The organism is Shewanella sp. 0m-8 (assembly GCF_052977265.1).
The window spans coordinates 1-7,396 of sequence record NZ_JBRIMB010000084.1 but is presented as its reverse complement, the minus strand read 5'-3'; the positions used below and the strand labels follow the sequence as shown (position 1 = coordinate 7,396).

At 41.7% G+C, this 7,396-nt stretch carries 3 protein-coding genes; 2 read left to right on the top strand and 1 reads right to left on the bottom strand.

Going from position 1 to position 7,396, the window contains the following annotated elements:
• Nucleotides 1–4 precede the first annotated feature (4 nt).
• On the top strand, nucleotides 5–2,869 hold the full coding sequence (locus ACVBIO_RS21150; protein WP_447173388.1) for a TonB-dependent receptor: 2,865 nt from the start codon (nucleotides 5–7) through the stop codon (nucleotides 2,867–2,869).
• A 454-nt stretch (nucleotides 2,870–3,323) separates the two neighbouring features.
• Nucleotides 3,324–6,014, top strand: coding sequence for a TonB-dependent receptor domain-containing protein (locus ACVBIO_RS21145; RefSeq protein WP_447173387.1), 2,691 nt, complete (start codon nucleotides 3,324–3,326; stop codon nucleotides 6,012–6,014).
• 77 nt (nucleotides 6,015–6,091) lie between these two features.
• Here the strand turns inward: ACVBIO_RS21145 and ACVBIO_RS21140 are convergent, their stop codons facing one another.
• Nucleotides 6,092–6,628: a thioredoxin family protein gene (locus tag ACVBIO_RS21140; RefSeq protein WP_447162631.1), complete on the bottom strand. Its 537-nt coding sequence runs from the start codon at nucleotides 6,626–6,628 to the stop codon at nucleotides 6,092–6,094.
• Nucleotides 6,629–7,396: the final 768 nt, after the last annotated feature.

The window sequence follows — 7,396 nt, the reverse complement described above, 5'->3', positions numbered from 1 at the left end:
CTGCATCCATGTTGCCATCTTGGGAGATCAGATCACGCTAACGGCAAAAGGTTCATTCGATTTAGGAAACAAGGCCGTTGAAACCAATGAAAAAGGTGATTACCTTTTACGTAATGTGCCTGTAGGTGACTACGATATTACGATTACTAAAGATGGCTACGAGCAGAATCAAGAGAATGGCATTCAGGTGAACCTTGGACAACCTGTGATTCTAGACGGAAAGCTATACTCTGCAGGTGCTGATAACGTAGAGCGTATTGCAGTATCAGGTAGCATGATCCGTCGCGTTGATATGTCCGATTCAACATCAGGCTTAACCTTTACTCAAGATGAGCTGCAATCAATGCCTGTAAATAGTGGCTTTGAAAGCATCGCGTTACTAGCACCGGGTACTGCCGCACCTGGCGGTTCTAACTTTAATGGTGCATCAAGTTTTGGTGGTTCATCGGCTGCCGAAAATGGTTATTACTTTAATGGCCTTAATGTAACAAGTATTCGTACTGGGATGGGCTCTATTCGTCTTCCTTGGGAAGCTATTTCGCAAACTCAAGTTCAAACCGGTGGTGTAAGCCCTGAGTATGGTGGCGCATTAGGCGGTATTGTTAATGCGGTTTCAAAATCAGGTGAAAACGAATTTAAGTTTGGTGCTGAGGCGCGCTGGGACCCATCATCATTACGTTCTTCACAAGACAATATCTACCAATCAAGCGGTGAGATAGATACTAATACTCAGCAAGAGAGCTATGACTTTAAAGAGCTGCAGCTTTGGGCAAGTGGTGCAATTATTGAAGATTCATTATTCTTTTACGGCCTATTTGCACCAAGAAGAGAAGAATCTGAGTGGGCAGGTCAAACGACAAAAACGAGCAAAGATCGTGAAGAAGACCGTTGGTTTGCCAAGTTAGATTGGTATATGACAGATGACCATTCAATTGGTTTTTCGGCAATGAATAACAAGCGTACATGGACTAATAAAGTCTATGCTTACGATTGGGAAACCAATGTTGTTGGCGAAAAGCAAGGTGTCGATGCACCTGGTGAAGATGGTGGTAAAGTTTATAGCTTAAATTATAACGGCTATTTATCTGACACATTCTCTGTCTCCGCGGTTGTAGGTCGTGTACAAGAAGATGTTGAGAATGTCGTAGCATCAACTAACCCAGGTGTTTGGGATGATCGAAATGGGTCTGTCACGTTAAGCCAGCACACGAATTCATCAGTTTCTGAAGAGCATTACACCCGTGATCAAGCGCGTATTGATTTCAGCTGGGATTTAGAAGATCACTCAATTCAGTTTGGTGTTGATTACACGAAAGTGGAGGTTGATTACTCATCTTCTCAGAATGGTATTGGTGATGCACAAGGTTGGTGGTCAATCTACACTGCAGGAGACGACAGCGTTTCAGGGCAAATTGCTGGTGAGGATTATATTGAACGCCGTGTTCGTGAGCGCTTTACCGATTCTGAAGTCACCTCTACAGCTTTTTATATTAATGATTCTTGGCAGGCAACAGATAACTTAGTATTAAACCTAGGTTTACGATATAGCGAGTTCGAAAACACGGTTTCAGATGGGCGTGCTTATGTAAAGATGGAAGATCAGTTCGCACCACGTGTACAAGCTATTTATGATGTATTTGGTGACGGTGAAGCTAAAGTGTTTGCGACTTATGGCCGTTATTTCCAACCTGTTTCTGCAAACATGAACATCACTCAAGGTTCCTCTTCTATAGAGTGGTTTGAATACTCTGAGCTCGATCAGGTCGATGCTGATGGGCACCCTGTTATTACAGCGGACGGTTCACCAAGTCGTGGTGCAATGCTGCGTGACCGGTGGTACCGCCAAAAAGGCATCACAGAGCCTGGTCTAATAGCGTCTTCATCGCTTAAATCTATGTACTCCGATGAATTTACTTTAGGTTATCAGCAAGAAGTATTTGAAACTATGACCGCTGGTGTTCGTGGTATATACCGTGATTTGGGTCGTAGTGTTGAAGATACAGATGTAGGACCTGTTTTAGCAAAGAAGTTGGCTGAGCTAGGTATTACCGATAATGTTGGTCAGAGCTCTTATTACGTACTACTTAATCCTGGTGAAGATGTAAGCCTTTCTTATGACTTTGATGGTGATGGTCAAGTTGATAACGTAAACCTTACTGCCGAAGAAATGGCATTACCAGAAGCTGAGCGTAAATATGTTGCTTTAGAGTTCACTCTAGATGGTTCTGTTACTGATGATTTACGTATTAACTCTTCTTACACTTGGTCTCATAGTTACGGTAATACAGAGGGCCTAGTTAAAACGGATAACAATCAAGCGGATCCTGGTTGGACAACATCGTATGACTATGGTGATTTAATGGATCACTCTAATGGTGATTTGCCAAACGATCATACACATTCATTTAAGTTAAGTGGTGCTTATGACATTACTGAAGACTTGATATTTGGCTTTGTTACTCGAGTGACCTCTGGTCGCCCACAGAGTTACTTCTCACAGCATCCAGAAGGTGTTGATAGTTGTGCGGCTGGGAATCCATGGGATGATTGTATTAGTCGTTACTATGACCAAGCGTCTCACTACGATGAAAACGGTAATCCTGCCCCACGTGGCAGCGCAGGTAACCTTCCTTGGGTGACAAATATCGATCTTTCGTTAACTTATATGACAGAAATTTTCGAAGGTGACTTTACTATTAAAGGGACTGTTTATAACGTACTGGACTCTGATTCAGCAACGAATATCAACGAAGAAAGAGCACGTTATGCCGATACGCCATCAGGGTTAGAGTTAAACCCTGATTATGGCATGACGACAGACCGCCAAGAAGAGCGCTTCTTCTCGGTTGTTGCTCGTTACGAATTCTAAATATAATCTCGTAGAAAAAGGCCGCTCATGCGGCCTTTTTTATTTAGAGAAATATCTCCTCCTGAAGCATAAATAGCAATGTTTAACACTTAGAATGTGAATAAATACTTTTTATTTATTCTGCATTTTTAGTGGTTCTATGTTGTTGCGTGATCCCAGCTCACCCCTATTTGGCTGTATATTTTATACGAAAATAAACCTATTTTTTAGTTGCTTAGGTTCAGTCTTGTTGTCGGTGAAATTGTATGGAAACAAACGCAAATATCGGCTTTTTGAATAAATAGTCTGTTTATGAGAATAACCTGAATTAACCATGAAAATAATATATTGCATACAAAATACAGTATGTGATAATTATGTTATCGCTTTGTTTTGTTGTTGTGGCTTGTTTGGTTTTGAATATGCCCCCTTAAGCAATAGCACTAATAAAAATTACATTCTTGGGAGATGAAAGATGAAATTTAATAAAGTCGCTAAGCTTATAAGCTTGGCTTGTGGTGGGGTTGTAGCATTATCTACACCAGCATATGCAGTTGAAAATGAAGATGATAGTGTAGAGCGCATTGAAGTTACGGGCTCTCGCCTTAAGCGTGTTGATATGGAAGGCGCTACACCAGTGACGACAATTACGGCAGAAGATATGGCTGTAGCTGGTTTCTCTACTGTAGGTGACGCACTGCGAGCATCGACTTTGAACTCATTTGGCTCTTATGGCGGTACAGCAAACAACAGCTGGTCTTCTCAAGCTACTATTCAACTTAAAGGCGCGAGTGCTAGTGATACCTTGGTTTTGCTAGATGGTCAGCGTATGGCTAAATCACCAGTTCTTGGTGGCGCAGCGGCAAACATCAATACCATCCCAACCTCAGCTATTGAGCGTATTGAGATTCTATCTGATGGCGCATCTGCTATTTATGGTACAGATGCAGTCGCGGGTGTTGTAAACGTTATCTTGAAGAAAAGCTTCGAAGGTATCGAATTTAAAGCCCGTGCTGAGCAAGCAGAAGCTGAAGGTGGCGATAACCACTCTTTCTCGTTCACTGGTGGTCTGACTTCTGAAAATGGTAATTTAGTTTTTACCATGGAACATTATAAGAAAGATAAGATTCTATACAGTCAGCGTCCGTATACCGCTGCACACGTGAGAGATGGTGAAGACCCAACAGACTTCCAAAGCTGGGTGAATGTTAGCCCTACTGGTCGAACAATTGATATGGGTTCAAATGGTGGTTGGGCATATCAAGCTCCGTTCTCTAATGCCGATTTGAGTTGTTCTGAAGTATATGGTGATGACTTCATCGGTCCAGTGTCTGACAGTGCATACCCTGGTGATACGCTTTGTGCATATGACTACACTAACGCAGCGGCACTTGATGTCGACCGTGAAAGAACCAATACATTGGTTAACTATACCTACGATATTACTGATGATATTAAGCTTACGGCTCGTGCTTATTGGGCTGCAAACAAAACAATTGATCAATCAGCTCCGGTACCTGGATACATTTCTTTCCCTGATGCAATGCCAGCGTATACGACTGCAGAAGGCTTAGATCTTGTTGCCACTCCAGAAGGTGCGGGCATGTTATATCGTTATGATACAGCCGGTAATCGTATTCGTGAAAACCATGACAACATGTATGACATCTTACTTGGTCTTGAAGGAAGCACTGAGTATGTTGATTGGGATTTCTCTGCAACGTATAACCGCTACGACAACTTCGTATGGGGTACGGGTTACGAGTTAAAAGGTGCATCAACGGATCTTGTTGGTTCATGGGATGATGCGACAAATTCATTTGTCGGTTGGGATCCTCGTGATCCTAATTCAGCAGTACCAAGTGGTGGCATGGCAAACTTCGATATGCGCCAGACTGCTTCTTATGCAGAGCTAGGCGGTGGAGCTGGATTTGATTTGTTCGAACTTGATGCTGGTACTGCAGCTATGTATGTCGGTGCTTCATATCGTGAAGAGACGCTCGACTCTAAAGTAGATGCTTTATCAGAAGCTGGTTTGATTAAAGGTGCAAGTGGCGGCTCTGGTGGTGAAGGTGAGCGTGATATTACTGCAGTATTCGCAGAAATGACGCTTCCGGTCTTAGACAACCTAGAGTTGAACTTAGCTGCTCGATATGATGATTACTCAGATTTTGGTGATACGTTTAATCCACAAGTTTCTATTCGATATAACTTGTTTGAACCATTACTACTTCGTGCGTCATGGGGTACGGGCTTTAAAGCACCAAGCCTTGCACAGTTAAACCAAACGCCTAGTGAAGGTTGGAATGACGTAACTAACTATCTACAGTGCTATGAGCAAACAGGCGTAGTCGGTAATTGTGATATTGAGAATAGCATTCCAGTTTCAGTTGATAAGAATGAAAACTTAGGCCCTGAAAAGTCAGAAAGTTATAATTTAGGCATGGTTTGGGATATTACCGATAATATTAACATGACCGTTGATTACTGGGTTCTTGAGACAGAGGACTTAATTGGTCAATTAAATAATAGCGAGTTGGTGTATCAGCAAGCGAAGCTCTGGGAGGCGGCTGATCAGCAAGGTGTTGCACGTCCAGACATTTCACTTTTATACCCAGGTACAAGCATTTCTCAGAACGGTTCGGGCAAACTGACTGCGATGGATAATGTACTGCAGAACTTTGGTAAAGCAGAGCGTGAAGGTGTTGATACTAATATTGCAGCATCATTTGAAACTGAAGTGGGTGAGTTTAAACTTGGTCTAGCTTGGTCTCACTATATTAAATATACCGATAGCTCTCCAAGTGATGGTGAACTAGTTGTTTCTCGTAACTGGGCGGGAACATCGGAAACTCCGGATGATCGCGTAAGTTTTAGTGCCAATTATCTATTTGCCGATGATCATAGCTTGTTCTATAAAGCTGATTACATTGATGGCCAGTCAACAGATGACCTTAATGATGATGACTCAAAATATGAGATAAACTCTGTGGTTTATCAGACTATCACCTACACATATATGATGCCGTGGAATAACTCTGTTAGCGTAGGTGTAAATAACCTAACTGATGAAAAGCCGGCATTTGAGCAAAATGGTACTTATAGTACAGACCTATATGACATCATGGGTCGTAGCTACTGGGTATCATTTAGTCAAAGCTTCTAAGTCGTCACTTATGTCACTTATATAGACGATAATAAAAAAGGCACTCAATGAGTGCCTTTTCTTTCTATATAAGCTGACTACTTTAAGATGTTAGCTAAATCAACTTCTAGCGATACTTCAGGTCTTTCAACAATCCGACCCACCTCTTTGTTGTCTTGCTCAACAATAATAGTCGGTATACGGGTGAACTCATATTTAGCGGCTAAGCCTTCTGGATCTTGTTTGGCTCTATCGACACCTATATAAGTCACTTTGATATTTGGATTATTGAGCTCTTCCATAATACGGATAAAGCGCGGTGTTTCACGGTGACAATCTGGACACCATGTACCGATAATCACGGTTATTTCAGTCGCAGTGCTAATGTCCTTTAATGGGGCGATAGCAGTGCTATCAACTTTATAGTCTGCATAACCCTCTTTAAAGTCTGCAAGCTCGGTAACCATTTTCTGTGCTTCTACAGTTCCAGTTAAAATCACTTCTTGTTTCTCCTCACTGCAAGTGGCCATAAAGCCTGCTTGTTTGTCATCGAATGCGCAACCGCCACTGGCCATACTTTGGCTACTAAAAAACAGCATAGTGGTTGCAAGCAATGCTTTGACGTTATTGTGCATGATAATACTCCGAGCAAGAATAAATGATTTTATTTATTCAAACATGTCTTAACTAGTGGGTGAAGTGAACTATCTCGGCAATGCTATAGGGATCACTCTAAATCTATAAATTTACCTTTCAATACTAGATTAACGGTTAAAGTCTTAAGGTAAGCTGAATGGAGTCTGTAATCACCCGCAGTAATTAGGGGGTGTTTGATAGGAGATAAATGGTGCTACGTCGGTTTGCTTTTTAACTTGGATGTGGAAAAGCGTCTGGGTTTCAGTTTAATGTTATGTAGCTGCGTGATTAATCTAGCTGACAAGTCAGTTTATCTCCCTTCTACATATAGCAGCACTTTTTATAGTGAGCTGGTTTTACGATTCAGCGAGCAAGTGTTCTACCGAACAAAGGAGGCTGTAGTTAACACATGTCATTGTATAGTCATCGGTATGAAGTGTGGCTTTATAACCTTATGGCGGCCTAAATACGTAAAGTGAAGCAGGATTAAATGGTTTAAATATGAAATTAGTTGAAAATACTTAGTGCAACTCAAAAATACTGTACTAGACTCATTATCCCGGTGCGCAAATAGTAATCTAAAACTGCGATTTTGTGGATAAGTCTGGGGGTAGTTGGTGAGTATTGTGTGCTTAAGATAGCTTTTTGAAAAAACATCATTTTTTATTAAAAAAGCGCTTGCGCAGCTCTGAGATATCCCTATAATGCGCATCCACTGACACGGCACAGCAGGCCAACTAGACTAACGCTTGAGATTAGAAATAGTC

Excerpts from the sequence above, each read along its gene's own strand:
- ACVBIO_RS21140 (WP_447162631.1), bottom strand. The coding sequence starts at position 6,628 with ATGCACAATAACGTCAAAGCATTGCTTGCAACCACTATGCTGTTTTTT.
- ACVBIO_RS21145 (WP_447173387.1), top strand. The coding sequence starts at position 3,324 with ATGAAATTTAATAAAGTCGCTAAGCTTATAAGCTTGGCTTGTGGTGGG.